The organism is Marinicella meishanensis (assembly GCF_019931145.1).
GTDB lineage: Bacteria > Pseudomonadota > Gammaproteobacteria > Xanthomonadales > Marinicellaceae > Marinicella > Marinicella meishanensis.
Genome location: NZ_JAIOUV010000009.1, coordinates 116,428 through 142,129, shown reverse-complemented (window position 1 = coordinate 142,129; position 25,702 = coordinate 116,428). Strand labels below are relative to the sequence as shown.

Below are 25,702 nucleotides of genomic sequence, written 5' to 3'. Positions count from 1 at the left end.
CCTGCTCCTCAGTCGTTTTTCTCAGTCGTCATTGCACCAACTGAAAAAACAGCTTCGGCAGTTTTTTCGGCAAGTCCAAAGCGTTGTTCAAATGGATGTAGCCTTGGTGGCCAAACAAGTAGGGCAGGTAATCGGACGCCTGGTAATCAATCGACACACAAAAGGGTGTCAGGCCCTTTTGTCTGGCTTCTCGAATGGCTTGGCGGGTGTCCTCCAGGCCGTAGCGACTTTCGTACAGGTCCAGGTCATTGGGTTTACCATCGGTCAGCAGCAACAACAATTTTTGCTGCGTGGCTTGGCTTTGTAACTGGGCAGATGCCTGGCGTATGGCCGCACCCATGCGGGTGTAATAAGCCGGTTTGAGGGATTGGATTTGGTCTTGACAGGCTTGGTCAAAGGATTCGTTGAAATCCTTCATGGGATAGTACCGCACGTGGCTGCGTTTTTTCGAGGTGAAGGCAGCAATGGCAAAGCGTTCTTGGGCGGCATCCAGACTGGTGGCCAACAAGTACACCGCTTCTTTGATCACATCAATCACTTTCTTCTCATCATTGACGTGGGCGTCGGTGGACAACGACATGTCGGTGAGGATCAAGGTAGACAGATCCCGGTTGTTTTTGACCCGCTGTCGATACAATAGAGGTTCGGCTGACAAATGCCGCCGTTGGCGGTCGGCTTGATGAGCCAGATAGGCATTGAGGTCAATTTCTTCCCCTTCAGGTTGGCGGTGGTGCCAAACAGCCACCGGTTTCAGGGTTTCAAATTGTCGGCGCAAACGGCTGGCCTGTTGTTTCAAAGCCGCAGGCCACGGTGCTGACTCGGTCACTTTCAGGGCCATCAATTGCAGCGAACAATGATCTGGCACGTATTGGTTTTTGCGGTAATCCCATTCGGGCAACAAAATGCCATCAGTCAGCAGTTCATCGTCGTACTCACTGGCGGGTAAATCCAGATCCAAGCGGATTTTGTGTCGGGTTGGGCCTGAGTTGATGCTCAAGTGATCCAAGTCTTCAGCCACCCGCAGGGCGTCCTCATCGGCATCATCGTCTTCACTGCGATCGAGGTTGATGAATTCAGACCAGGAAAACAGGCTTTCCAGGCGAAACGACATGAAGCCATCACCTTCTGCTGGCTCATCGGCCGCCTTGGCTTGGTGTCGTTTCTGTTGTTGATTGTCTTGGCTGCTGAGCTCAGCGGGTTGATCCTCCTCTGCAGACTGGCGTTTCAATGGCCGCAGGTGGGGCCGCAGGTGCAAGGCATCGACCGGTCGCAACCACAACGGTACCGGCTGCGGCATCGATGGCGGGTCATTGTGCCAAGGACCGGGCTCGGTGGGTGCTTGCAACAGCTGGCGAATGGCTTGTTCGGCCACTTGCACGGCAGCGGGCAGCTGCTGGATGGTTGGGCGCTGTTGCAAGGTGGCTGCCACCAGCTCGCGGTAGGTGGGCCACAAACCTGGCCAGATGTGCAGCACCTGTTGGGTCAAGGCCTGGTTGTGGGCCAATACCTGACCCACCCGGGGTGCGCGGTTGAAACTGCCCATGGCGGCCAACCAGAAATACAGCGATTCATTCAATCGGCGGTGGGCAAAGCAGTCCAGTTGTTGTGGAAGATAAAAGTGATCCCCACTGAAATGTGCCAATTCAGACTTTTTGCCACTGCCGGCGATTTTTTGCAGCCAGGTGCGGTGGCCGTCATGCGGCCGGGCCGAGGTATGGCCTATGGACAAACCCGCATCACCACCCAGGGCCCGAAAAAACACCACCAGCTGGCCACTGATCTCAGCCAATGTCACCCGCGCATCAGGGCATTGGTGACCACTCTTGCGGGTGATGTAATGGTGCCATTTTTGCCCAACCCATTCTTCCATGGCTTCAATCCTGCTTCGCTTGTCGGGCCAAGATGCGACGACCCAGCCAAGGATATAAATACATGCTGTTGCTGTTGCTTTTCACCAGGCCCAACAAGCCCGGAATTAAAAACACCGGCACCACCACGATGAAATACACTTCAAAGGTGATCAAAGCAAAGGTGCTTTTGTAGGTTGCCAACAGCCAAATCAAGGCATTGGCTGCCACAAAAGCCAGTGATGACACCGTGGCGGCGATCCATGCCTGATTCACGGCCACAAACAGCAGGGTGTCACTGGAGCGGCGGTGTTGCCACCAAAAAACCGTCAGCACCGCATAAAGCACCAACGGAAACAGCAAGTTCAACAGCATCAAACCATGCGCAATGATGGCTTTGCCATGGATGGGTCCCTGTGCCGCATTGGCTTTGGACTCGTTGTCATTGGGCGGCATGGGCTGCATGCCTCAGGCAGATTCGGGGTCATCGAATTTGGCCGCCACCACCCGCATCAAGGCGGCCACGGTGTCCTCATCATCGGTCAAAGGTTCGATCAAAGCCGCGCGGCAGGCCGTCAACAGTGGCATGCCTTGGTGCACCAATTGGGCGGTGTAAATCAGCAGGCGGGTTGAGACCGATTCTTCCAAGTCATGATCGCGCAAGGCACGCAGATGCTGGGCCAAGGTCACCAACTTGGTGGCCAGGCACAAGTCACAGCCGCTTTCGCTGGCCACCACTTGGGTTTCGGTGGCGGCATCCGGGTAATCAAAGCGCAAGGCGATGAACCGCTGTCGGGTTGAGGGTTTCATGCCTTTGAGCAGGTTTTGGTAACCGGGGTTATAGGACACCACCAACATGAAGTCAGGGGGTGCATGGATGATTTCACCGGTGCGGTCGATGGGTAATATGCGGCGGTCGTCGGTTAAGGGGTGAATCACCACGGTGGTGTCTTTGCGGGCTTCGACCACTTCATCCAAATAGCAAATCGCCCCTTCTCGCACGGCGCGGGTCAATGGCCCGTCTTGCCAGTAAGTTTGACCGTCACCAATCAAATGTCGGCCAATCAGGTCTGCGGCACTCAGGTCATCGTGGCAGGCCACGGTGTACAGCGGCTTGCCCAGGCGCTCGGCCATGTGTTGCACAAAACGGGTTTTCCCGCATCCGGTGGGGCCCTTCAGCAACAGCGGCAACTGCTGTTGGTGGGCATGCAAAAAAGTTTCGACTTCATCGCCTTGGGCTTGGTAGTACATGGCTTGGGTCTGTTGAATGGGTTCGATGTTGGACATGGGGGGCCTCGATTCAGTCATGGGGGTGCCGCCGTGATGGCCACACCCCATTCACAGCAGATTAAGAGCTGAGTGCGGCTTGGGCATGATCTGTGGCTTCACCATCATTGGTTTTGATCGGGGCCGTGGGCTCCACGTCACCTTTGATGAAAAAGCTGATCAAATACACGATCAATCCGATCATGAACACCACCCCGGCCACTTCACGCATCCAATAGAAGAAGGCCATTTTTTCTTGCACCACCATGAAGGGCAATGGGTCTTCGCTCATGCGCTGTAAGTAAACCTGCAAGATGCCAGCGGCGGTGAGGAACAGGGTGATGAACACCATGGACACGGTCATCAACCAGAAGGACCACATTTCCACCACTTGGGCCCGGTTGGAATTGGCCACGCGGCCTCGCATTTTGGGCATGGCATAAGAGATGATGCACAGCACCACCATCACGTAAGCACCATAAAAAGCCATGTGGCCATGAGCAGCGGTGATCTGGGTGCCGTGTGTGTAATAGTTGACCGGGGCTAAAGTATGAAGAAAACCCCAGACCCCTGCACCCAGGAACGCCATCACACCGGTGCCCAATGCCCACAAAGTGGCTGCTTTATTGGGGTGGTCGCGACGCCGTTTGTTGACCATGTTGAAGGCAAACAAAGTCATCATGAAGAACGGTATGGGCTCCAATGCTGAAAACACCGAGCCAAACCACAACCAATAGTGCGGTGTGCCGATCCAAAAATAATGGTGACCGGTGCCGATGATGCCTGTGATCAAGGCCATGGCAATGATCAGGTACAACCATTTTTCGATCACTTCACGGTCCACACCAGTGGTCTTGATCAGCACGAAGGCCAGCAGGGAGCCGAGGATCAATTCCCACACCCCTTCGACCCACAGGTGCACGACCCACCACCAATAATATTTATCCAACACCAAGTTTTCTGGGTTGACAAAAGAAAACAGGAACATCACCGCCAAGCCGACCAAACCGGTGAGCAAGACCATGTTGATCACCGTTTTGCGACCGGACAGGATGGTCAAACCGATGTTGTACAGAAAGCCCAAACAGACCACCACGATGCCAATTTTGCCGATGGTCGGTTGTTCCAGAAATTCACGTCCCATGGTCGGTAAGATCGAATTGCCGGTCATTTCAGCCAAGCGGGCATAGGGCACCAACAGGTAACCCAACACGATCAGCGCCCCGGCCGTCAAGAACACCCAGAACAGTATTTTGGCCAGTTTCACCGAATGCAGTTCACGCTGGGATTCTTCTGGCACCATGTAGTAGGCCGCCCCCATGAAGCCGAACAACAGCCACACAATCAGTAGATTGGTGTGAACCATGCGGGCCACATTAAATGGGATGGCAGGGAACATGAAATCGCCGATGACGTATTGCAGACCCAAGATCAAGCCAAACAGGATTTGGGCAACGAACAGGCCAATGGCGGCGATGAAATAAAGTTTGGCGACAGATTGTGATTGATAAGTCATGCGATCTCTCCTTTAACCTTGGATGTTGGGTGGCCAGTTTTGGGTGTCGATGCCATTGGTGTATTTGAGAAAGTCAGCAATGGCGTCCAACTCTGCTTCAGTGAAGTTGAACTGCGGCATGCTGCGACGTCCTGGAATGCCTTGTGGTGGCCGACTTTTGATGTAGGCCTTGATGGCTTCGGTGCTTTGTCCGAAACGATCGTAGACATTGCCCAATTCAGGCGCAAAATAGGCCCCTTCACCCAATAAGGTGTGGCAGCCAATGCAGTTGTTTTCTTCCCACAAGCGCTTGCCATGGGCCACCTGTTCGGTGATGGCTTGGCTGTTATCGGTTTTGGGTAGTTTGCGGTGGGTGTCCAGCGTCAGGCCCAAAAACAACAAGACGAAGAACAAGGATCCTCCGTAATAAATGTTTCTGGCCATGCTCTTGGTGAAAGCTTCTTTCATGGTGACCTCTTGATGGAAATGGTTGAATGCAACAGCGGTTGTTACTTGGGTCCAAACCGCTGTGCAGAGCCCATGTTATGCGGCTTGGAATTGGGGTGCCTTGATGTAGGTCAATCGCCAGCACCCAAAGGTGATTGCAGCCCACGAATGCAGTCTGCTGAGGTTGTTTTTCCATCAGCAAAGCCGCGACCACAAGGTGGACAAGGCTGCCAGGACACCGGTGTTTGCCTCGGCTATTTTTGGGTTCAGAACTGGGCGCTGAGCATGACCCAGTATTTGTTGGTGTCGGCTTTGATGTCACCCGCCTCATACTGGGCGGCTTTGAGCAAGGCAGAGAAGTTCTTGTTGAGCTTCTTGGCCACTGAGAAATCCAGTTCCTGACCGAAATCACCAGGCCCATCTTCGGCGGCAAAGTCATGGTAAACCACTTGCCATTTAAACCCTTCGATGTCACCTTTGGCACCGACAAACACGTCTGCCAATCCGGCATTGGGTGTGGCCAAAAACTGGTCAGCCCAGCCATTGAAAGCATGCAAGGTGGCCAAGGGGGTGCGGAACGCCGCTCCTGCGTTGTCGGCATCGCCACTCAAAACCTCATAACCGATGAAGAACGTCACTGGATCCAATGCCAGTCCCAGGTCCAATCGACCGTATTCGGCATCGTAATTCACGGGGTTGTTGTGGGCATCGGCTTGGCTGGCGAACTCTACTCCCAAAGTCAGTTGGTTGTCGCCCACCGGCCAGTGGGTCTTGAACGCGGCACCCAAAGTTGCGGTGGAAAAACCCGCAGCGTCTTCGTTGTCCAGGTTGTAATAATAAGCCGTCAGGTGATGCCGGTCTTCCCAGCTGTTGGACCAATTGGCCAAAACGCTTTGGTGGTCGTGATCACCGGCGGCCACATCCTCGCCAAATATGCGGTTGACGTTTTCAATGTAGGCCACAAACAGGTCACTGCCAGCGACATCGGCTTTGAATGACACCGCATCATAGGTTTGTTCATTTTGACGCCAGCCGACCCCGCCGACGAACCGTTGGTTGTCCAACAGGATGCGCTGACGGCCGATCGTCAGCTGATTGGCATCGGTGAAGGCGTAACTGAACCAAGCCTGGTTGATTTCGGTGCCAGTGGGGTCGGCCACCACTGGGTATTGGCCGTTGTTTGGGGTGTTGCCGCCACCGGCATTGTAATTGTCACCAAACACTTCCATCACGTTGTCGGCTTCGATGAAAAACTGCCAACCGCGGTGCCTTTCGGTCCGGTAGTTCAAGCGGGTGCGCAGGGTAGAGGCATTGGCATCGCGGTCGAAGCTGTCTTGATCAACCATTTCAAACCGGTATCGAAAGGACAAATTGGCTTGACCGTTGCTCACCGCATCGCCCCAAGAATCTGCCGCGTTGACCGGTCCAGTGAAGGTGCTGGTTGCCAGGGCAGTTAACAGCCATAAGTGGTTCTTTTTCATGCGAATTCTCCAGGTAACACTTGGCTGATAAGTGTATGAATCTCGACCACTGACGCATTGACTTACATCAATTGCTGGGAAAAAATGGAGCCATGTCAAAGCCAGTTGTGCCAAAGCCAGTCATGCCAGTGCCAGTCATGAACCCATCCCAATTGCCCAACTTGGGGCCCAAAACCGAAGCCATGCTGGCGCAAATCGGCATCCACACGGCGGCTGAATTCATGGCCCGTGATCCCTATGTGGTTTATGCCGAATTGATGCAGGCCGGCACCCCGGTGGGTTTGAATGGCTTGTATGCGTTCTTGGGTGCGCAACAGGGCATCGACTGGTTGACCGTGGCACAAACCCAAAAGGAAACCGTATTGATGCGCTTGGATGACCTGGGTTTGGCACCCAAATAAGGGGCCATGAATTCGGGCATGACAAATGCCATCAACGTGGTTAAGATGATCACTTTTTTTGCGGGATTAAGCACATGAAATTTTTTTTGAGTGGGTTGCTTGGATTGTTGTTAAGCACCCAGTTGTGGTCGGCCGATTTTCAAGCAGAGCTGACGTCTGAAGCTTTGGAAGGGGCCTGGTTGATCACCCACATGGGTGGTGAAGTCGATGAAGAAGGTGATTTGTGGGAGTTTGAAAAAGGCTTGTTTTATCAGAACCTGGGTGGCCGCCGCATTGCCCCAGACAAGTACACCGTCAAGGGTGAGGTGGTGGATCTGGATGGTTACCATATCACGGTGTTGGCATTTGATGGCAAAACCATGCGGGCCGACATGGCTGGCTTTGAATATCAGCTGGTCAAACAGTGAAAATCAATTCAGCCCAACGGCTGGGGCTGGTTGCTTTGCTGGTATTAATTCTTTTGGCCGGCTGTCAGCCTGCCGTCACCGCAGACGGTGAGCGCAACTTTTATCCATTGGTTGATAACGAAGCGAAGTTCATTGGCCAAGGCTTGCAAGTTCCCAACGCGGATCCGCGGTGGGATTGGTTGTTGCCCGATTTACACAGCACGGCGCTTGCTTCAGCCACTCATCACGCACAGCCACCGGATGCCGATGCCGTGCGCTACCTGCGCAGTTTCACCATCCATGGTGACCTGGGTTTTGTTTGGGGTTGGCAACATCAGGGTGTCGAAATCTATTTGCTGTACATTTTCTTGGGTGACAATGGTTACATCAAGCGGGTGCTGCACAACACGTCGGGCATGACTTTGGATGAAGTCATTCTGATCACCTACTTTGACCATGATTTTTTTGCGGTCAATTGGCAGGAAAACTGGGTGTTGACTGGCCTGGATGATGCGCATGACATTGAGGCTCTGGGCTTTTTGGGTCAATCCGTATTTGGTGATGGGGCCCATGGGTTTTTGTTCGATGGGCGCATTGTCACCCTCAATTGGGTTGGGGTGCACCCACATGGCGACGCTTATCAGGTCTGTGACAGCACCCACAGCCAAGATGAGTGCTTGCCTTTGCCGCCCAGTTTCCGTGACATGGTGGAGGCGGCTGGGCTGACTGAAGACGATCTACAACACCCGGGAAATGTGTTTGACCTGAAAATTCAATTTGGGGCCGATGGGCGCATCACCCAGATACTGGGTGGTCGATGGCGACAACACCAAGCCGATGACTCATTGCGGCAGCTGGCAGTATGGCCAGTCTCTGCAGAATTTCTGGGGGCTGGCAGTGTTCCCGTCGATGTCGACAATGACTGTGCAGCGGGGGCTGACAGAAACATTTAGTTACATATTGGTAAATGCCAAAGGCTGCCGTTATACTGAGCGCTCAGCCAATCAACAGAACTGAAATGCGAAACACAAGACTGCAGCTGCTTGCTGTGTTCTGCCTGGGGTTGCCCACCGCCGGACTGGCTCAAGAGGCAGGGACAGAAGAGCCAGAGATGGTTGACCGGATCTGGGATTTGGGCGTGGGCATCGGCTTTGGTGATCAAAGCAATCCATTCGTCGGGGCCGATGACGTGTCGACCTATGTGACTTTGGATCTGGCCATTTATGGAGAGCGCTTTTTCTTCGACAATGGTGAACTGGGGTTCACTTGGATCGATCAACCCGGTTTTGGCTTGAATGTATTGACCACCTACAGCAGCGACCGCGTTTATTACTCATATTTCAATGACCTGGCTTTGGTGCGCACCAGCAGCGTTCAAGGCGGTCCGCTGGATTCCCTGGAAGTCTTACCGGTTGATGTGGTGGGTGAAGGCGGCACCGACCCAGCCCCGCCTGGGGTGTTTTCACTGTTGAATCTACCGGACCGAAGCTTTGCGGTTAACTTGGGTTTGGAAGCCGTGTGGGACATGCCCAATGGACAGGTGCAATGGCAAGTGTTGCAAGATGTGTCGAACACCCATCAGGGCACGCAAATGGATGTGGGCTTCAGCCACACCTGGGCCAAAGGCAAATGGGCCTTTCAACCGCGGGTGGGGGTGAGTTGGAAATCGGCACAATTGGTCGATTATTATTATGGTTTGGACAACCAATCCAGCCTCTTTCGCTTGCGCTATGAAGGGGCCGATGCGATCAACATCAACATGGGGTTTTTGCTCAGTTACCGCATCAGCAACAAGCTCAGTTACGTCAATCAATTCAGTTACACCCAGTTGGATCAGGAAATTCATCAAAGCCCATTGATTGACACCGACCACACCCGGTCATTCTTTTCTGGTTTGTACTATCGGTTTTAGGTGTTCAATGGATGAATTGAAAAAAACAGCGTGGTGGGGCCTGTGGATGCTGATGGCGGTTGGACTGGCCCAAGGGCAAGCAGTCACGACCGAGCAATCGGGCCCCAGCGAACCAGCAGCCAACATCATCTTGACCATCAAACCCCACATTTGCATTGCCCCCCGGGGCGAATCCAGCTGCATCAGCCGCATTGAGGTTTCTTGGCAAAGTGATCGTTTGACCGACGTCTGTTTGCACGCCGGCATGGCCGATGAACCCTTGAATTGTTGGCAACAAAGTCGGTCCGGAGAATTCGTCCACCGGATCACCATTCTGAAAGATTTGGATTATTGGCTGACGGCCTTGGGCACCGCGCAGATTGTGATCAAATCCACCGTCAAATACGCGGCTTTGCGGCCCCATCGAAAACACAAACGACGCCGCAGTCAACTACCCTGGAGTATTCAATCCCTATGAGTGATGCCCCCAAGTTATTGATTGTTGAAGATGATGAGCGCTTGGCGCAGTTGATTCAGTCCTATTTTGAGCGGGCTGGCTTCCACACCAAGGTGGTGAGTCAAGGGGCCGCGGCGATTGAGTCCTGCCATCGGCAGCCGCCTGATTTGGTGTTGTTGGATTTGATGTTGCCAGACATGGATGGCATTGCGGTGTTGCGGCAGATTCGCCAACAGTATCCAGGCAAAGTGCTGATGATGACCGCTTCGGGCAGTGACATCGATCAGGTCATGGGTTTTGAAACCGGGGCGGATGATTATGTGAATAAGCCGGTTGAACCACGGGTTTTGTTGGCGCGGGTCAATTCCTTGCTGAAACGGCGCGCCATCGACAAACAACGAGATCAGGATGAATTGGTGTTTGGTTCCATGTCGATCAATAACTTGACCAAATCGGTGACCCTCAATCAGGAAATCATTAAATTGACCACCCATGAATTTGATTTGTTGCATTTGTTGGCCAAAAACGCCGGCTCGGTGCTGACCCGGGATGACATTTACCACCATTTGCGCGGCTTGGATTATGACGGCAGTGACCGGGCCGTGGACATCAAAATTTCCCGCTTGCGCAAAAAACTCGGCGACGATGCCACCGAACCCCAACGCATCAAAACCATTTGGGGTAAAGGCTATTTGTTCGTGCCTTCTGCCTGGTCGGTTTGATGGCGCGTCCGGTTCAGGCTGCCCAATTTTCTAACCGTTTGTTCACCCGGTTTTATGTGGTGCTGGTGGCCACATTGATCATCATCAGTTCGGGCATTGAATACGTCCTCAATCGCATGGATGAAGCCGATGCACTGGACCAGACCATCCAAAGTCACCAACCCATTTTCAGTTTGGTTGGCCAGCTGTTGGCGGACCAAGAGGCGAACGTCTGGGACCAGTCTGTAATGGCCTTGCAGCCACAATTTCAACAACCCCTGTTGTTGGTGTCCTTGGCCGATTTTGCTGCCGATCAAAGCACCTTGACCACCTTACAAAGTGGTCAGGTGTTGGCCTTGTTCGATGCCAGCGATAACCTGACTTTGTATCGCCGCTTGGGTGACAGCGATCGGGTGTTGGGCTTGCCAGCCAACCTGCCTGAGGTGATCGACCAACGCAGCTGGGTGTTGCCGGTGTTTTATGCCTTGTTGGCCTTGGTGCTGTTCGTCTTGATCCGACCCTTTGCCAGACAGTTGATCCAACTCAAACAAGCGGCTTTGGATTTGGGTTCAGGGGACTTCACCGCCCGGGTTGAAGTGCCCGCCAGCACCACCTTGGCCCCGATTGCCGATGCTTTCAACGCCATGACCTTGAAAATCAAACGCTTGATGCAAACCCAGCGTGACTTGGTCAACGCCGTATCGCATGAACTGCGCACGCCCCTGGCCCGCATGAAATTCAGCTTTGAAGAGTTGTCGATGAACCCAGATGCCGAGCAAGTCAAGCAAAGCGTGGCGGCCATGCGTGATGACGTCAAAGAGTTGGAACAACTGATCGATGAAATGTTGCGCTATGCCGAAGTCAATCAGATCAAGGCCTTTGCCATGAAAGCCGTGGGCATTCAGGGCTTGTTGGAAGATTTGGTGGCCAGTCACCACCAACCGGGGATTGATTTGCAATTGCACATGGCCGATGACATCGACGAAGACCATGAGCTGATGTGTCATGAGCTGTCGGTCATTCGGGCTTTGTCCAATGTGTTGCGCAATGCCCTCAGTTTTGCCCAGCAACAATGTGTGGTCAGTGCCCACTTGGCTTCAGGGGCCTTGGTGATCGAGATCAATGACGATGGACCGGGTTTGGGTGAGGTGAACACCGAGCGTTTGTTTGAACCTTTTTTTCGGGTTTCTCAAGCCCAACGAAAATCGGGTTATGGTTTGGGCTTGTCCATTGCCCACACCATCACCCAAAAACACCAGGGTCATTTGCAGGTGGCCACCGGCCAACTGCCAGGTGCCTGTTTTCGCTTCACCTTGCCGTTGGCTTGAAGCACCCAGGCTCTGGCCCCGAGCAGCCGTTGCTTGCTTAATGAATTTTTAATGATTCACCGGCCAAGCCCCATATTGAAACAAATTGATACATTTTCAAACAAAGCCGTTACATCATTTGTTGGTGGCATGCCCTAAACTGATACCCAAACGTACATACCATGGAGTCATCAGTCATGAACAAATCACCTTATAAATTGTTGGTCGTGTTTGCCTTGGGCTGTGTTGGTTTGGCCCAAGCACAAACCTCCGATGCTACTGCCACCAACACCATTCAAGTGATGGGCGTGGGGCAAGTCAAAATGCTCAACACCGAAGGCTCCATCAACGCTTCAGTGACCACCCTCAGCATGGATGCCGATGTTGCTTTGACCACCAACAACGCAGCAGTCAGCAACATCCTCATGGAATTGAGTGGGGTGGGCATTGATGGCGACGACATCTCCACCAGCATGTTCAATTTCAGACCCAAATACCGTTGGAACGACAGCACTTACGTGTTCGAAGGGTATGAAGTCACCAATGGCTTGCAGATCAAAGTCAAAGAAGTTTCGGCCATCGGTTCGGTGTTGAATCTGTTGGTCGATGCCGGGGCCACCCGCATCAATTCGATCAATTTTGGCTCGTCCGTCCTGGCCGACGTGCACCGCGTAGCGTTGGAAAAAGCCACCGATGACGCCTTGGCCAAAGCCACCATCCTGGCCAATTCAACCGGGGTCAGCCTGGGGCCAGTCATCGGCATTGACTTATTGTCACAAACATCGGTGTTGAACGATGAAACCGTCAGCGGTGCGGTTTCACCCAGACCGCCAGTGCCCATTGAAGCCGGCAGCAACACCCACACCGCGGTGGTCCAAGTGACTTATCGCATCAACCAATAACTCCAAGAAAAACGTCACCCTTCCTCTTCTCAGGCCATGCAACACAGCATGGCCTTTTTTTTGGGGTGTCAGTTGCGGGGCTTCAGCACTCAATGATGTTCACGGCCAGGCCACCGCGAGAGGTCTCTTTGTAGTGTTCTTTCATGTCATCGCCAGTGGCTTTCATGGTCTTGATCACTTTATCCAATGACACCGTGTGGCTGCCGTCATTGCGATCGGCCATGCGCACGGCATTGATGGATTTGATGGCGCCCATGGCATTGCGCTCAATGCATGGAATTTGTACCAAGCCACCTATCGGATCACAGGTCAGTCCGAGGTTGTGTTCCATGGCGATTTCAGCAGCGTTTTCGATTTCATCGGGGCTCAGTTTCAAGGCCGCTGCCAGACCCGCCGCGGCCATGGAGGAAGCCACCCCCACTTCACCTTGACAGCCAACTTCGGCACCGGAGATCGACGCTTTGGTTTTGTACAAAATGCCCACCGCGGCTGCGGTCAGCAAGAAATCACGAATGCCTTGTGGGTTGTTGTCCGGGATGAAATTGGTGTAGTAATGCAACACCGCTGGGATGATGCCGGCGGCGCCATTGGTGGGGGCGGTCACCACCCGGCCACCGGCGGCGTTTTCTTCGCTGACGGCCAGGGCAAACATGTTGACCCAGTCCAGGATGGTCAAGGGATCGGCCAGGTCTTTGGCCGAACGTTTGTCCAAATCCTGGAACATTTTAGGAGCGCGGCGGGCCAGTTTCAAACCGCCGGGCAACACGCCCTCGGTTTTTTGGCCCCGTTGCACGCAGGCGGCCATGGCTTGCCAAATCTGATCCAGTTGTGCATCCACCTCATCTCGGGGGCGCCAAGTGGCTTCATTGGCATACATGATTTCGGCAATGGTCATGTTGTGTGCAGTGCACAAGTCGATCAACTCATCCCCGGAAGTGAAATGGTAGGGCAGCTTGGAGTCGTCTTCCATGATGTGCTGTTTGGCCATGTGGGTGTGGGCCAGGATGAAGCCACCACCGACCGAGTAATAGGCCTTGCGCAGTAACTCATTGCCCTCGGCATCACAGGCAGTGAACTGCATGCCATTGGAGTGCAGGGGCAGTTTTTTGCGTTTGTGCCAAACCAGGTGTTTTTTGATTTTGAAATTCAAGGTCAGATCGGCATGTGCCTGGATGGTTTGGCTGTCTTCCACTGCTTGTAGCAGGCCTTCAATGGCATCGGGATCGACCTGGTCAGGTTCTTCACCCAACAGGCCCAAAATGATTGCTTTGTCGGTGCCATGGCCACGACCGGTGTGGCTCAGTGAGCCATACAGTTCAGTGATGATGTGATCGGTGCGTTCGGCCAGCTGGTGTGACAGCACTTGCGAGATGAACATGTTGGCCGCACGCATGGGCCCTACGGTGTGCGAACTGGACGGTCCGATGCCGATTTTAAAGAGGTCAAATACACTGACTGCCATGATAAACTACGCGCATGAAAAAATTGAAATTATACAGCAGAATGGAATGTCCGTTGTGTGAGTATGCCGAAGAGTTATTGACCGCTGCCGGTATCGAATTTGAATTTGTCGACATCGATGAATCCCCTGAATTGATCCAACGTTACCACGTGCGGGTGCCGGTGCTGGCCAGCGAATTGGAAGAGCTGAATTGGCCATTCACTGCTGAGCAGGCCCAAGCCTTAAGCGAGGAGTTGCCCCATGGCTAAAGCCAAGACCCAATTCGTCTGTAACCAATGCGGTCACAGCACCACCAAATGGGCCGGTCAGTGTGTGGCCTGCAAAGCGTGGAACTGCATCGACGAGATCAAAATTCAGCCCACCGCAGCCAGCGGCACCAAGGTCAACCGCTACGCCAATTATTCCGGTGATGCTTCGATCAAAAAACTGGGTCAAATCAGCACAGAACAACAGCAACGCACCTCCTCAGCGATCAAGGAATTGGACCGCGTACTCGGTGGTGGCATCGTGCCGGGCTCGGTGATCTTGCTGGGTGGCGATCCGGGCATCGGCAAGTCCACTTTGTTGTTGCAGGTCTCGGCCCAAATCGCCCAGGTCATCACACCCTTGTATGTGACTGGAGAGGAGTCCTTGTCACAAATCGCCATGCGGGCCTCGCGTTTGGGCTTGCAAGCCGATGAGCTGGATTGCATGGCCGAAACTTCGGTGGAGGCGATCATCGCCACCACTTTGCAGAAAAAACCGGATCTGGTGGTGATCGATTCGATCCAAACCCTGTTCAGTGAACAACTGACCGCCATTCCCGGCTCGGTGTCACAAGTCAAAGAAGCCGCTGCCCAATTGGTGCGCATGGCCAAACAGAGCAAAATCACGGTGATATTGGTGGGCCACGTGACCAAGGATGGTACGATTGCCGGTCCCCGAATTCTGGAACACATGGTCGACACCGTGTTGTATTTTGAATCCGATGGCAACAGCCGCTATCGGGTGCTGCGGGCCCTGAAAAACCGCTTTGGCGCAGTCAATGAAATCGGTGTTTTTGCGATGACCGAAACCGGGGTCAAAGAAGTGGAAAACCCCTCGGCCATCTTCTTGAGTGAACGCCAGGCCGACAAAGCCGGTTCGGTGGTGATGTGCACCCGCGAAGGCACCCGACCCTTGTTGGTGGAAATTCAAGCCTTGGTCGACCAAAGCCCACTGGGTAACCCACGCCGCCTGTCGGTGGGCTTGGAACACAACCGCCTGGCCATGTTGTTGGCGGTGTTGCACCGCATGTGTCATCTGGCGATTCACGACCATGACGTGTTTTTGAATGCGGTGGGCGGCATGAAAATCACCGAAACCGCCGCCGACCTGGCCATCATCATGGCCATCTTGTCCAGCTTCAAAAACCGCTACTTACCGGCTGGTACCATCGTCTTCGGCGAAGTCGGCCTGACCGGCGAAGTGCGCCCGGTTCACAACGGTGAAGACCGCCTCAAAGAAGCCGCCAACCACGGCTTCAAAACCGCCATCATCCCCAAAGGCAACGCCGGCAAATGGGTCCAAGGCCTGCCCATCAAAATCATCACCGTGGAGCAGGTGAGTGAGGTGGTGGATTTGGTGTGAGAGACAAAGCCTGGTCGTCATGTTTATTGAATCATTGGATGGGCCACGCCCAGCATTGAGATCAAGCAGGACATGCAATTGATTGAGATCCTTGATATTCTGTAAATTTTCATTTGGTAAAACAATATGGCGGCTTGGGCTGTAATCGAAAACCAAGAAAAGATTCTGTTGATTGAAAGAAGTTCTTCGACCTCTAGGCCTGGGCAATGGTGCTTTCCTGGTGGAGGAATCAAGTTCAATGAAAAACCTGAGGAAGCCTGTGTTAGAGAAGCCAAAGAAGAAACAGATTTGGATGTCTTAATCAATGAGCTTGTGATTGAGATTGAAGGCAATCATTATTTCAGATGTGAAATGAAACACAAAGGTCAGGCAGTCACTCCAAACCTTTCTGAATGTGACTCATATGTCTGGGTAGAGCCCGAAAAACTGTTGGAAACTGGGATGATTATGGACTTAAAATTTGTTTATCAGGTTCTCAGTTTAATGGGTTATGCCGTCAAACTGAATGACGAAGCCAAGCAAAAACTCCGATAATGATTAAATCAAGGGGATCAGGACCCAGATGGGCCAAGCCCATCCCAGAAGTCCATAACCACAATCAAGCCAACAGGAAGTCATTATGATGTTTTGGAAAAAAAAGTCGGGTATCAAAATTTATCAACTGTACAAAGAGCCGGTGTCATCAGATAAGCTGGGGGTGTGGCAAAAACACCTCGGATCATTTACCCAGGTTGTAGGTTATTCAGTGACAGGTTCCATTTTGTTGTTCGCACCAGACAGCAAAGAATACTTGATTTTTTATCCCAGCATGCCCGGAAATAATTGCAAAAATTATGGTGAGTTTCCCGACATTGCAGAATTTGAGGAGCGCATACTTAAAGAGCCGTCTTTTCCTCAATATGGCTTGTATCCGATCACTGAAAAAGATGTGAAGGCTTTGGTGAAAATACTCGGCCCACTAGCAGCTGATGAAATATACCACCCGGCGTTGGACCCAGCCATCGGTGGATCCTTGAATTTGGATGGCTTCACCAAAGGAAACGTCTTCATTCACAGCGACATACTCGGTCAAAATCGAGGGATTGAATGAAGCACACTTTGAGTCGAGATTGAGTCTCAGCCTGACGCAGAGATCGTCAAGTACTGGTGGTCATGATGATGGGCGGGGCCCATCCTGCAGACTCAATCAATCACAAGCTGGCTGAGCCTGTCGAAGCCGCATCACGTTTGACGGGTCATTCATATCATTCAACACACCTCGACAGGCTCGGTGACCTTAGGCCTTAAATGAGAATTAGGCTGTTAATCGAATTCAATCACCGTTTCCAGGCATAACTGAACTTCATAAACACGCTTTGGTCGGTTTTAACGAAGCTTTCGATGTCATCGAATTGGGTGCCGGCATCGGAGTAGCCGACGAACAGCAGGGTGCGGGGATTGACTTTGTAGGAATAGATCAACTGGGTGGCCAGGTTCTCGCTGTTTTTGTTGAAGTCTTCGGGGTTGTTGTACAAGCTCAAGTCGCGGTTGACGTCGGTGTTGATGATGGCCAGACGCAGGCGTTGGCGGATGTTGAACTGGTAGGACAAACGGATGTCGGTTTGGTTGGCGGTGAAGATGTTGCCGTCGGTGATCGACAGGTTGCGGTAGTTGTGGTCGACATTGACACTGAAGTGTTTACCGATGTTGGCCCGTACATAGCCGCCCAAGCGCCGGGAGTCAGCCAATCGGTCATTGCGGAAGTCGACGTTGTGGCCGAAATCGACGTAAAAGCCCAGGGATAAACCGGATAAGGGCTTGATGTCAAAGTCAAAGAAGCGGTAATTTTCGCGGAACAGTCGGTCGTCCCAGAAGCGGTCACGCACCCCAAGGCCCACCCGATAGAAGGATTGCAGGGGACCGTTGATGCCAAAGCTGCCTTCAAACTCCTTTTCCAACACGGTGCCGTCTTGATCGTGGGTGATGTCCCAGTCAGAGTAGATGTCCATGCGGTTCCACCAGTTGTCTTCCTCGCCGATCCACACATAACCACCACCGATGATGGATTTTTTGGTGCCGACTTGTGAAATGAAGCCACTGTCGGCGCGGAAGCCGCCGTCTTTGCTTTCGTGGTAGGCATTGAAGCGCCAATTGCGGCCATTGTGGTTGTAGCGGGCCAAGTAGTACTGTCCAGAAAAAGAGCCCAAGGGTTGGTCGAATTCTTCACTCAACTCATCGGGGTACTCGGTTTCGGAGTTGGCGAATTGCACCCGGAACAGGTCTTTGGGGGTCAGGCGGTAGTTCATATCTGCTGAAACCACGGTGTTGCGGTAATCACCGCCTTCGCGGCTGGTGATGGTGCCGCCGAAGGTGGAGGCGTATTGACCAAAATCGCGGCGGTAGCGGCCGACCAGGTTGTTGGATTCGGTTTCCAAGGTGGTGAAATCGGAGCCCAAGGTGCCGGGCAGAACCAAGTTGGTCAGGGTGTCTTTGGCAAAATAAACACCATAGGCATTGGCGTCGTATTTACCCACAGCGCGCAGCCCATAATCGGGGTCGGCGATGTTGCGTGTGTATACCAGGTTCATGTTGGAATCGAAATAATCGGAGTTCTCCAGGAAAAACGAGCGCCGTTCCGGAAAAAACAAGGCGAAGTTTTGGTTCACATTCAGCTGCGCCGAATCGGCTTCCACTTGTGAGAAATCCGGGTTGATGGTGGCATTCAAGGTGAGGTTGGAATTGATGCCCCAATTGACATCCAGGCCGGCTTCCACATCGGTGTCAGAAGGGCCGTAGTCGGCATCTTCGGGGTCGCGACTGCGTGAGGCCAGGGCGGTCAGGGTGGGGGTAATCTCCAAATCCATGCCGCGATCGGCATTGGGAAAACCAGTCACTTTTTCGGTTTGGCACAAGAAGCAATCGTTGTCGCGGGAAATTTTCACGTTGCGGTACTGGCGGCGGTCATCCCGTGGGTGGGTGCGCTGGACATACAGACCCCAGGTTTTTTCACCATCGGAATCTGGCATTTGTAATTCGTTGTAGGGGATTTCCATCTCCACCACGTAACCAAATTCGGTGATTTTTCCAGCCGAATCCCAGATGGCGTCCCAGGAATCGTCTTCAGAATTGCTGGTCAGGATCAAATCCATTTGTACGCCCAATGGGTTGGTGAAAAATTCCAAGGCCCGGCGTTCGTCGTTGTAGGTGTCGAGGATGACGCCGACAAAATCATCGCTGTAGGAGGCATCGCGGTCGCGCAGAAAGGCCCGGATGCTGTCAGGATCTGGGTCTTCCGCATGGAATCCCACCACCAGGGTGCTGCCGGTGTCGATCAGGTACGCTTCAGTCTTAACCATGGCCGGTGCGTTTTCGGCGGGGCTGGTTTCCCACTCCAAGGGAATCATCAAGGCTTGCTGCCATTCGGGTTCATCCAGCACCCCGTCGATTTTGAAATCGCCCTCGATCAGGGGCACTTGTTTGGTGTCGATGACTTGGGCGGTGGCTGACAAGCAGCACAAAATGAGCCAGATGCAATGTTTCATGGGTCCCCTACGAAAAAGCCTTGATGTGTTAGATTCTAGTTAGGGGTATGAACGGCCTCAACCCCCCAAAGGTAACATATTTTTTTGAAAATTATGCATTCTTTAAGCGCATGGATGTGTGATTGGGATTGTAATAGCACCTGACAGGTTCATTCTTTTAGGCTCAATAGGACACTTGCCGATGCCTGTTGGTGATGGCTGGGGTTGCTGCCATGTCACCACACCTCGACAGGCTCACTTCGACTGGCTCAGCACAACGCGGTGATCTTTATTTGGGACTGATGATGGGCCAAGCTCATCCTACTTGCTTTTTCTTTCCCTAGCTGGCTGAGCTGGTCGCAGCCTCATCATGACTGCTCATTAAATCTCAAAGCCAGGTGCTGGGTCAATCAGTTGGGGTTGGTGTTTTCTGCCGGGCAATCATCGGCACAGTACAACTCATGCAGCAGGTGGATGATGCTGACCGCTTTGCTGTCGGTCAAGGAATAATAGATGGTTTGGGCATGGCGTCTGATCTTCACCAATTTGGCTTTGCGAAGCTGGGCCAGGTGTTGTGATAATGCCGATTGGCTCAATTGAGACAGGGTTTCATTCAGCTCCGAAACGGACATTTCCTTTTCATGGAGCAGGCACAGAATCAACAGTCGCTGTTGGTTGGAAATGAGTTTCAACAAAGCCGATGCCGATCCGGAATGGATCAACATGTTTTCCATGGATTGTCTCATTTATAATCACCCTCAGCCTTTTAAACAGCCAGTATTTTGCATGATAATGCGGCGGGAAACAACTGTTTGTAAATTAGAAAAAACTAATATATAATATGTGCTTAACTTTTGCGGAGAACTGAGAGCGAATGAACCCAGAACGACTGACCCATTTGGTGCTGCACCACCCGAAAAAAATCTTCATAGGCCTGGTGTTGTTGACGGTGTTAACCGCGGCCATGATGCCATTGATACAGGTGGACACCGACCCCGAGAACATGCTGCCGGAAAATCAAGCCCAACGGGTGTTTCACAACCAAGTCAAAGCGCGCTTCAACCTCTCTGATTTGATCGTGGTGGGGGCTGTTAACCGCTCAGAGCAGGGCATTTTCAATCCCCAGTCATTGCAAGCCTTATTGACTGTGGCCAATCAAATTGAGGCCATCGAAGGGGTCATTGCCCATGACTTGATGGCCTTGTCTCATGTTGACAACATAACTCAACAAGGGCCTGGTACCATACGTTTTGAGTGGTTGATGAAACAAGCACCGGTGGACCAACCGGCGGCAGTGGCCATAGCCGAGCAGGTGGCGCGCTTGCCGTTGTTGCAAAACACCATGGTATCAGAAGACCTCAAAGCGGCCAGCATCTATGTGCCGATTGCCGATAAAAACGAATCCCATCGCATCGCCACTGAGATCCAAACCATCATTGCTGGTGTTGGATCCACTGACGAGTACCACATCACCGGCTTACCAGTGGCCGAAGACACTTTTGGTTACCAAATGTTCATCCAAATGGGCATTTCAGCGCCGCTGGCTGGGCTGATGATTTTTGTCTTGATGTGGGTTTTTTTCCGTAATTTGAAATTCATTGCCGCGCCAATGGTGGTGGCCATGGCCACAGTGATCATCATCATGGGCACCATGATTGGCATGGGTTACACCGTGCACATCATGAGCTCCATGATCGCCATCTTTTTGATGCCCATTGCGGTGGTCGATTCAATCCACATTTTGTCCGAATTTGTTGAGAACTATGAGGCGGACGAGGACCGGGAAACGGTGATCGGGCAGGTGTTGAACAACCTGTTCAAGCCCATGCTGTTCACCAGTCTGACCTCTTCAGTTGGGTTCTTTTCTTTGTTGTTGACCCCCATCCCTCCGGTACAAATTTTTGGTGCTTTTGTTGGGATGGGCATTTTGCTGGCATTTGTGTTAACCCTTGTTTTTGTGCCGGCTTACTTGGCGGTGCTCAAACCGGCCGCTTTGCAGTCTTTGCGGGACATTCACCACAGCCGCTCTGGCTTGCTCAAAGGGGTCAAGCGCCTGGGCCAATTCAGCCTGACCCACAGCAAAGCAATGGTGCTGTTGTTTCTGGTGCTGTTGGCAATCAGCGTGCTGGGGGTGCTGCGCATTCAGATCAATGACAACCCGGTGCGTTGGTTCAAGGCCGAGCATCCCATTCGGGTCGCTGATCGGGTGTTGAATGAACACTTTGCTGGCACCTATGATGCCTATTTGGTGCTGGAGTCAGACCGCCAAAGTCACCAACAGCAGTTCATGAGCCAACTGGCTGATGGGTCAGCGGCCGAGCAAGAAATGACCCAGCTGCTGCAACGAAACCCCGATTTCACAGCGGCTTTGACGGCATGGCTGTTTTGGGCCGAAGACCAGTTGTTTGCCGCGGATGACGCCGGTGTGGCCGAATTGGAGCCATTGATGGTGGCTGCTGAGCAAACCCTGGCCGACATCGCGGCGTTCAAACAACCGGCCAATCTGGCTTATGTCGAACGTCTGCAACAAGCCTTACAAGACAGCGGGCTGGTCGGCAAATCCAATTCCCTGGCCGATGTGGTCAAGACCGTGTACCGCGAATTGATGGGAGGGGCGGCCAGCGATTTTCGTTTGCCACCCACCGCCGCCGGTGTGGCCCAAGCCTTGTTGCAATACCAGTCATCACACCGACCGCATGACCTGTGGCATTTTGTCAGCCAAGACCACAGCAGCAGCTTGATTTGGGTGCAATTGACCAGTGGTGACAACCAGGACATGAGCCTAGTGGTTAACCACATGGACCAGTTCCTGGCCGACAACCCACCACCGGCCGGTGTGTCGGTGGCTTGGGCGGGCAAAACCTTTTTGAACAAGGTGTGGCAAGAAGAAATGGTGATGGGCATGGGCATGAGCTTGGTCAGTGCCTTTGTGGTGGTGTTCGTGATGATGGTGGTGTTGTTCAGAAGTTTGTTGTTTGGGGTGTTGGCCATGTTGCCGTTGACCCTGACCATTGCTTTCATTTATGGCTTGATTGGTTGGGTGGGCAAGGATTATGACATGCCCATTGCGGTGCTGTCGGCATTGACCTTGGGCTTGTCGGTGGATTTTGCCATTCACTTTTTACAGCGGGCACGGGATTTGTATCAAGAAACCAATGATTTCAAGCAAACCATGCAGTTGATGTTTGAAGAGCCGGCAGCGGCCATCAGCAAAAATGCGGTGGTGATTGCCATTGGCTTCACCCCCTTGTTATTGGCCCCCTTGGTGCCGTACATCACGGTGGGCTTTTTCCTGGCCACCATCATGGCGGTGTCGGCCTTGGTGACTTTGATGATGTTACCGGCTTTGTTGAAAATTTTGGTCCGTTGGGCCTTTGGAGTACAGCGATGAAAATGATTCTCTGGTGTTTTGGCCTGCTCATGAGCCTGGTCGTGTCGGCCAATGACTTGGCGGTTGATGAGATCGTTCAGCGGGCCAATTTGGCGTCTTTTTATGCCGGCGATGACGGCCGGGCCGAAGCCCGCATGTTGATTGAAGATGCCAAAGGCAACAAGCAAATGCGGCAGTTTGTGATCTTGCGCAATGACTTGTCAGAAGGCGGTGAGCAACAATTTTTGGTGGTCTTTTCCAGGCCCTCAGACGTCAAAGACACGGTGTTCTTGGTGCACAAAAAAGTGGCTGCAGATGATGACCGTTGGCTTTATTTGCCCGCACTGGATCTGGAAAAACGCATTGCGGCATCAGACAACCGCACCAGTTTTGTTGGTTCAGATTTTTTTTATGAAGACGTCTCAGGTCGCAACCCGGCGGCCGATCAACATCAGTTGGTGGGACAAGATGAAACCCATTACCACCTGGCAAGCGTGCCCAAAGATCCGACGCTGGTGGAGTTTGCGCGCTACACCATGAAAATTGACCGGCAGACTTTTCTGCCCATGTTGATTGAGTACCATGATGCCCATGACCGCATCTATCGACGGGTTGAGGTGTTGGCGGTTGATGCCGTGCAAGGCCACCCCACCGTCATGCAATCAAAAGTGAGCAACCTCCAAACCGGTGGCCACACCTTGTTGCAATTCAGGGGTCCCCGCTATGACTTGGGTATGGAAGAGTCGGTGTTCACCACCCGTTCTTTGCGCAACCCACCACGCACCTGGCTCAAAGCACAATGAAAACCTGGCTCACAGGCCTGCTGCTGTTGCTCACCACGGCGGTGGTGTTGGCCCAAGCCGATGAGCCGCAAAAAGACATCACCGATGGCCAGTCTGCCGCGCCAGGTGATGCCAAGGCCAATGAATGGAGTGATGAATGGGGCGACGATTGGAGCGAACAGGACAGTCCCGTGACTCATGCGGGATTTCTGGAATGGGGACATGGCGAGCGCCTCGATCGCGATCCCTTGTTGGCCAATACAACCACCCTCAGTGAACTGCGTTGGCACCAACAGTTTGACTACAGCCACGAGCGCTGGGTGTTCAATTGGAGCCATGATGTGTGGTTTGATGCGGTGCCCAACAGCGACGAGGGTGGTTTGTTGTTTGACTTGCGTGAACTGAATTTTCAATTTCCGGTGGGCCAACAAACCGATGTGGTGCTGGGGCGCCAAATCACCACCTGGGGCACCGGTGACCTGCTGTTCATCAACGACCAGTTTCCCAAAGATTGGCTGTCATTCTTCAGCGGCCGCGATGACAATTACCTCAAAGCCCCAGCCGACGCCATTCGAATCACACGCTATTTCAAACCCTTCAATGTGGATTGGGTGATCACCCCAACGGCAGCCCCCGATCGCTTCATCAATGGCGAGCGCTTTGCTTTGTTTGTGCCGTCTGCCGCAGGCCGGCTGGGTGGTTTTGAAGTGATCAACCCCCAAGATCCCAGCGATCCAGAGTATGCCATGCGGGTGTTTGGCAACCACCAAGGGCTGCAATGGGCCTTGTATGGCTACCACGGCATAAGCAAATCACCGCTGGGAGTGAATGACCAGCAACGTCCCTATTTTCCGGCGAAAAATGTCTGGGGTGCCAGTGTCCAAGGTATCGTGGGTAAAGGTTTGTACCATGCCGAAGTGGGTCAGCACCAAGCCCTGGAGGACCGCCAGGGCAACAACCCTTGGGTGCCCAATTCGCAATGGCGGGTTTTGCTCGGTTATGAGCGGGAGTTGATTAGCCAGCTGAATTGGGGGGTGCAATACTACCTGGAACACACCCAGGATCATGAACGCTTGCTGGCCAATTCCCTGTCCCCAGAGTTCGAGCCTGAGAAAAACCGCCATGTGATCACCAACCGCCTGACTTATCGGGCCATGCAAGACAAGTTGACCTGGTCCTTGTTCATGTATTACTCACCCACAGATGAAGACAGTTATTGGCGCCCAACGGTGCAATACCGCCACAGTGACCGGTGGTTGTTCAGTGTCGGTGGCAACCTCTTCACAGGTGCTGATGAGCACACCTTCTTTGGTCAATTTGAAGACGCCAGCAATTGGTTTGCCCGCTTGCGGTTTCAATACTGAGTCTGGCAGATGAAAGCATCGGTTTGGTTTTTTGCTGATGTCATCATGATTAATGGCGCCAATTCCCATTGATGGCACAAGCAGATGGCAATTAACTATTGATTGATCAAACCCATTTCTCGAACTGTGATTCACATTGTCTTATACTGAGAAAATGAATGACTCCACAGATCCTGCGTCTTTGACGCCCCAATTTATAGATGAGAATCGTGTTATTTCGGCGCATTGCAAAACACATTGAAAAACAAAACTGGACCGCTGTTTTCATTGATTTCATGATTGTGGTCGTGGGTGTTTTTATCGGTATCCAAGTGGCCAATTGGAATGAAAGTCGCAAGGAGAAAGAGCGAGAAAAGTCACTGCTGATCAGGTTGCACCAAGACTTTTTGGCCAATGTCAAAGGCTTGTCTGATGACAACAGCTTTCACCAACAACAACTGTCTGATCAAGCCGTCATAATCAAGTCATTACATCACTGTGAAGTGGCAGAAAATGATTTCATGTTGTTTCAACGTGGCATCAACCAATTGGGCTACATCAATCCACCCAGGTTTTTACGCAGAACCATCAATGAAATTACGGCAACGGGTGGATACGATGTGTTGAAAAACATCGAAATCAGAAGCCACCTGACCCACATGATTGCTGAAGTTGAATTCAGGCATGGAGTAACTGATTCGGTCATGCGCGCAGTGGAGCAACATCGACTCTTGGTGGATAGGTACATCGAATATGATTTGAGTCAATCTTTAAGCAATGTATCCAGTGCCAGTGCAGCGATCATCTTCGACATCAATGAAATGTGTCAGGACCAATTGGTGGTTAGATCGGTATCGGCAATCAGTTTAATTACCAAAGAACGGATCCTCGCATATGATCAATTGCTGGGGTTGTATCAAGAATTTTTACCCATGCTGGAACACGAATTGAAAGTGCGTTGGGGACAGCTGTTGTCACCAAAACAAAACTGATGGTTCAAATCTTGGCCAACAATGCCATTGTTTGAATGACCACTGGTCCATGACAGGGACCAGT

25 protein-coding genes are annotated in these 25,702 nt (G+C 52.5%); 16 read left to right on the top strand and 9 right to left on the bottom strand.

Going from position 1 to position 25,702, the window contains the following annotated elements:
* Positions 1-28 precede the first annotated feature (28 nt).
* The 6 genes from K7G70_RS15180 to K7G70_RS15155 all read right to left on the bottom strand — a co-directional run bounded on the left by K7G70_RS15180 (position 29) and on the right by K7G70_RS15155 (position 6,536).
* Positions 29-1,870: a nitric oxide reductase activation protein NorD gene (locus K7G70_RS15180; RefSeq protein WP_223789498.1), complete on the bottom strand. Its 1,842-nt coding sequence runs from the start codon at positions 1,868-1,870 to the stop codon at positions 29-31.
* Positions 1,871-1,874: 4 nt separating this feature from the next.
* Positions 1,875-2,312 (bottom strand): hypothetical protein, encoded by a 438-nt coding sequence (locus tag K7G70_RS15175; RefSeq protein WP_223789497.1) that lies wholly within the window; start codon positions 2,310-2,312, stop codon positions 1,875-1,877.
* Between the two features lie 3 nt (positions 2,313-2,315).
* On the bottom strand, positions 2,316-3,134 hold the full coding sequence (locus K7G70_RS15170) for a CbbQ/NirQ/NorQ/GpvN family protein (protein ID WP_305067300.1): 819 nt from the start codon (positions 3,132-3,134) through the stop codon (positions 2,316-2,318).
* Positions 3,135-3,195: 61 nt separating this feature from the next.
* Complete coding sequence (locus K7G70_RS15165) at positions 3,196-4,629, bottom strand: cbb3-type cytochrome c oxidase subunit I (protein ID WP_223789496.1); 1,434 nt, start codon at positions 4,627-4,629, stop codon at positions 3,196-3,198.
* A gap of 12 nt (positions 4,630-4,641) precedes the next feature.
* Complete coding sequence (locus K7G70_RS15160) at positions 4,642-5,076, bottom strand: c-type cytochrome (protein WP_223789495.1); 435 nt, start codon at positions 5,074-5,076, stop codon at positions 4,642-4,644.
* 245 nt (positions 5,077-5,321) lie between these two features.
* Positions 5,322-6,536 (bottom strand): alginate export family protein, encoded by a 1,215-nt coding sequence (locus K7G70_RS15155; protein WP_223789494.1) that lies wholly within the window; start codon positions 6,534-6,536, stop codon positions 5,322-5,324.
* Positions 6,537-6,673: 137 nt separating this feature from the next.
* On the opposite strand from K7G70_RS15155, the gene K7G70_RS15150 reads away from it, so the two are divergent.
* From K7G70_RS15150 to K7G70_RS15115, 8 genes are all read left to right on the top strand, one after another.
* Positions 6,674-6,937 carry a TfoX/Sxy family DNA transformation protein gene (locus K7G70_RS15150; protein ID WP_223789493.1) on the top strand — a complete coding sequence of 88 codons (264 nt, stop codon included), beginning with the start codon at positions 6,674-6,676 and terminating at the stop codon, positions 6,935-6,937.
* A gap of 74 nt (positions 6,938-7,011) precedes the next feature.
* Positions 7,012-7,344 carry a hypothetical protein gene (locus K7G70_RS15145; protein ID WP_223789492.1) on the top strand — a complete coding sequence of 111 codons (333 nt, stop codon included), beginning with the start codon at positions 7,012-7,014 and terminating at the stop codon, positions 7,342-7,344.
* Positions 7,341-8,276, top strand: a complete 936-nt coding sequence (locus K7G70_RS15140) for a hypothetical protein (RefSeq protein WP_223789491.1) — start codon at positions 7,341-7,343, stop codon at positions 8,274-8,276. The genes K7G70_RS15145 and K7G70_RS15140 overlap by 4 nt, the downstream gene beginning before the upstream one ends.
* A 65-nt stretch (positions 8,277-8,341) precedes the next feature.
* A complete protein-coding gene (locus K7G70_RS15135) occupies positions 8,342-9,235 on the top strand; it encodes a MipA/OmpV family protein (protein WP_223789490.1) in 894 nt (297 codons plus the stop codon).
* Positions 9,236-9,242: 7 nt separating this feature from the next.
* The gene (locus K7G70_RS15130; RefSeq protein ID WP_223789489.1) at positions 9,243-9,692 is read left to right on the top strand and encodes a DUF3019 domain-containing protein; all 450 of its coding nucleotides are present in this window, start codon (positions 9,243-9,245) and stop codon (positions 9,690-9,692) included.
* Positions 9,689-10,393, top strand: coding sequence for a response regulator (locus tag K7G70_RS15125; RefSeq protein ID WP_223789488.1), 705 nt, complete (start codon positions 9,689-9,691; stop codon positions 10,391-10,393). The genes K7G70_RS15130 and K7G70_RS15125 overlap by 4 nt, the downstream gene beginning before the upstream one ends.
* On the top strand, positions 10,393-11,700 hold the full coding sequence (locus K7G70_RS15120; RefSeq protein WP_223789487.1) for an ATP-binding protein: 1,308 nt from the start codon (positions 10,393-10,395) through the stop codon (positions 11,698-11,700). The genes K7G70_RS15125 and K7G70_RS15120 overlap by 1 nt, the downstream gene beginning before the upstream one ends.
* A gap of 176 nt (positions 11,701-11,876) precedes the next feature.
* Positions 11,877-12,581, top strand: a complete 705-nt coding sequence (locus K7G70_RS15115) for an SIMPL domain-containing protein (RefSeq protein WP_223789486.1) — start codon at positions 11,877-11,879, stop codon at positions 12,579-12,581.
* Positions 12,582-12,663: 82 nt separating this feature from the next.
* On the opposite strand, the gene K7G70_RS15110 is transcribed toward K7G70_RS15115, so the two are convergent.
* Entirely contained in the window at positions 12,664-14,043 is a 1,380-nt protein-coding gene (locus K7G70_RS15110) for an L-serine ammonia-lyase (protein WP_223789485.1), read from the bottom strand.
* 14 nt (positions 14,044-14,057) lie between these two features.
* On the opposite strand from K7G70_RS15110, the gene K7G70_RS15105 reads away from it, so the two are divergent.
* From K7G70_RS15105 to K7G70_RS15090, 4 genes are all read left to right on the top strand, one after another.
* The gene (locus K7G70_RS15105) at positions 14,058-14,291 is read left to right on the top strand and encodes a glutaredoxin family protein (RefSeq protein WP_223789484.1); all 234 of its coding nucleotides are present in this window, start codon (positions 14,058-14,060) and stop codon (positions 14,289-14,291) included.
* Positions 14,284-15,651, top strand: coding sequence for a DNA repair protein RadA (gene radA, locus K7G70_RS15100; RefSeq protein ID WP_223789483.1), 1,368 nt, complete (start codon positions 14,284-14,286; stop codon positions 15,649-15,651). The genes K7G70_RS15105 and radA overlap by 8 nt, the downstream gene beginning before the upstream one ends.
* Before the next feature lie 126 nt (positions 15,652-15,777).
* A complete protein-coding gene (locus K7G70_RS15095; protein WP_223789482.1) occupies positions 15,778-16,185 on the top strand; it encodes an NUDIX hydrolase in 408 nt (135 codons plus the stop codon).
* Between the two features lie 85 nt (positions 16,186-16,270).
* A complete protein-coding gene (locus K7G70_RS15090) occupies positions 16,271-16,741 on the top strand; it encodes a T6SS immunity protein Tdi1 domain-containing protein (RefSeq protein WP_223789481.1) in 471 nt (156 codons plus the stop codon).
* A gap of 226 nt (positions 16,742-16,967) precedes the next feature.
* Here the strand turns inward: K7G70_RS15090 and K7G70_RS15085 are convergent, their stop codons facing one another.
* Together K7G70_RS15085 and K7G70_RS15080 are read right to left on the bottom strand one after the other, a co-directional pair.
* Positions 16,968-19,172 (bottom strand): carbohydrate binding family 9 domain-containing protein, encoded by a 2,205-nt coding sequence (locus K7G70_RS15085; RefSeq protein WP_223789480.1) that lies wholly within the window; start codon positions 19,170-19,172, stop codon positions 16,968-16,970.
* Between the two features lie 389 nt (positions 19,173-19,561).
* Positions 19,562-19,885: an ArsR/SmtB family transcription factor gene (locus tag K7G70_RS15080; RefSeq protein ID WP_223789479.1), complete on the bottom strand. Its 324-nt coding sequence runs from the start codon at positions 19,883-19,885 to the stop codon at positions 19,562-19,564.
* A 140-nt stretch (positions 19,886-20,025) separates the two neighbouring features.
* Here K7G70_RS15080 and K7G70_RS15075 point away from each other — a divergent pair, with 140 nt between their 5' ends.
* The 4 genes from K7G70_RS15075 to K7G70_RS15060 all read left to right on the top strand — a co-directional run bounded on the left by K7G70_RS15075 (position 20,026) and on the right by K7G70_RS15060 (position 25,638).
* Complete coding sequence (locus K7G70_RS15075) at positions 20,026-22,542, top strand: efflux RND transporter permease subunit (RefSeq protein ID WP_223789478.1); 2,517 nt, start codon at positions 20,026-20,028, stop codon at positions 22,540-22,542.
* A gap of 29 nt (positions 22,543-22,571) precedes the next feature.
* On the top strand, positions 22,572-23,324 hold the full coding sequence (locus K7G70_RS15070) for an outer membrane lipoprotein-sorting protein (RefSeq protein ID WP_223789477.1): 753 nt from the start codon (positions 22,572-22,574) through the stop codon (positions 23,322-23,324).
* Positions 23,321-24,667 (top strand): hypothetical protein, encoded by a 1,347-nt coding sequence (locus K7G70_RS15065; RefSeq protein WP_223789476.1) that lies wholly within the window; start codon positions 23,321-23,323, stop codon positions 24,665-24,667. Before K7G70_RS15070 ends, K7G70_RS15065 begins: the two co-directional genes overlap by 4 nt.
* A 275-nt stretch (positions 24,668-24,942) precedes the next feature.
* On the top strand, positions 24,943-25,638 hold the full coding sequence (locus tag K7G70_RS15060) for a hypothetical protein (RefSeq protein WP_223789475.1): 696 nt from the start codon (positions 24,943-24,945) through the stop codon (positions 25,636-25,638).
* Positions 25,639-25,702 lie beyond the last annotated feature (64 nt).